This is a genomic window from Belnapia moabensis DSM 16746, from assembly GCF_000745835.1.
Classification (GTDB): Bacteria; Pseudomonadota; Alphaproteobacteria; order Acetobacterales; family Acetobacteraceae; genus Belnapia; species Belnapia moabensis.
In genome coordinates this window covers 1-1,602 of sequence record NZ_JQKB01000264.1, presented here as the reverse complement: position 1 = coordinate 1,602, position 1,602 = coordinate 1, and the positions used below count along the sequence as shown (strand labels likewise).

Below are 1,602 nucleotides of genomic sequence, written 5' to 3'. Positions count from 1 at the left end.
GAGGTGACGGGCATGGCGAAATCCGCTGATCGGCAATAGGATTCGGTTGCGACACCCACATCCAGCCGGTCCCGGAGCCCATGCCCGTCAAGGTTGAACCTAGCCCGTCACTGGCCGGCCTGTCACCGGTCTGCGGCAAGCCCCTGATTGCCCGCTTCGACGGCGGGCAGCTCTCCTCGGACGGCGGCCTGCTGGCGCTGCGCGAGGTCGAACGGCGGCTCGGCGTGGCCGAGCGGTTGGCGGCCTGTATTGAAGACCCGCGCGCTCCCGAGCGGGTCCGGCATGGCATCGCGGACATCCTGCGCTTTCGCATGCTGATGATGGCGGCTGGGTACGAGGACGGCAATGACGCCGATAGCCTGCGGCACGATCCGGTGTTCAAGCTGGCTCTCGACCATCTGCCCGACGGCGCCGCGCTCTGCTCCCAGCCCACCATCTCGCGCCTCGAGAACCTGCCGGGGACACGGGCGCTGCTGCGGATGGCCCGCACCATGGTTGGGCTGTACTGCAGCAGCTTCCGGCAGGTGCCCCGTCGTATTGTCCTGGACGTGGATGACACCTTCGATGCCGTCCACGGCGGGCAGCAGCTGCGGCTATTCAACGCCTACTACGACGAGTACGGCTTCCAGCCCATCGTGGTGTTCGACGGCGAGGGTCGGCCAGTCGCCGCCATGCTGCGTCCGGCCCGCCGTCCGAGTGGTGCTGAGGTCCGCGCCTTTCTGCGCCGACTGGTGCGCGAGATCCGCAGCCACTGGCCCAGGGTGGAGGTCCTGATCCGCGCCGATAGCCACTACTGCGCGCCAGAGGTGCTCGACTTCTGCCGGGCCGAGCGGCTGGACTTCATTCTCGCTGTGGCCTCCACCACCACGCTGCGCCGTCATGTCGAGGCACTCGAGAGGGGCACCACGGCGCGCTATGCCGCGGCCAGCAACGCTGGCAAGCAGCGCCGCTACACCGAGTTCTACGACGGCGCCGGCAGCTGGAGCCGGGTCGAACGGATCATCGCTCGCGTCGAGGCCGGACCCGACGGCGTCGACACGCGCTTTGTCGTCACCAACCTGGCCAGCGGTACGCCCCGCAGGCTCTATGAGCGTAACTACTGTCAAAGAGGCCAGGCGGAAAATCACATCAAGGCCTGGAAGCTGGCCCTGGCCGCCGATCGTACGTCCTGCAGCAAGGCCAGCGCCAATCAGCTCCGCCTCATGTTGCACACCGGCGCCTATTGGCTGCTGTGGTCACTGCGCAGCCTCATGCCGAAGCGCTCAACCTGGCGCGTCGTCCAGCTCGACACCTTGCGCCTGCGCCTGATCAAGCTTGCCACGCGCGTCGTCGCACGGAAGACCCGGGTCATGCTGCACCTGCCCAGCGCTTATCCGGCCAAGGCCATCATCCACCTCGCCCTTGAGCGCATGCCTCGTCTGGTCTGCTGACCGCCGGGGCATGTGCCCCAGCCGCGCCCTCCAACCCGCAACCCCAAGCTCCGCGATCTGCAACCAAGAGCCGGCTCTGAAACCGGCATCGGCCGAACGCGCCCGCACAACCAGAACGCGAGCGTACCGCGGCGTCACCAGGCTTCTCGCCCCGCCTCATGAATTTTTCGGG

Annotated in this window: 1 protein-coding gene; it reads left to right on the top strand. The window is 67.5% G+C overall.

Annotated features, from left to right (window positions below):
* Positions 1-80: 80 nt before the first annotated feature.
* Positions 81-1,430, top strand: coding sequence for an IS1380 family transposase (locus EP26_RS30765; protein ID WP_043345369.1), 1,350 nt, complete (start codon positions 81-83; stop codon positions 1,428-1,430).
* Positions 1,431-1,602 lie beyond the last annotated feature (172 nt).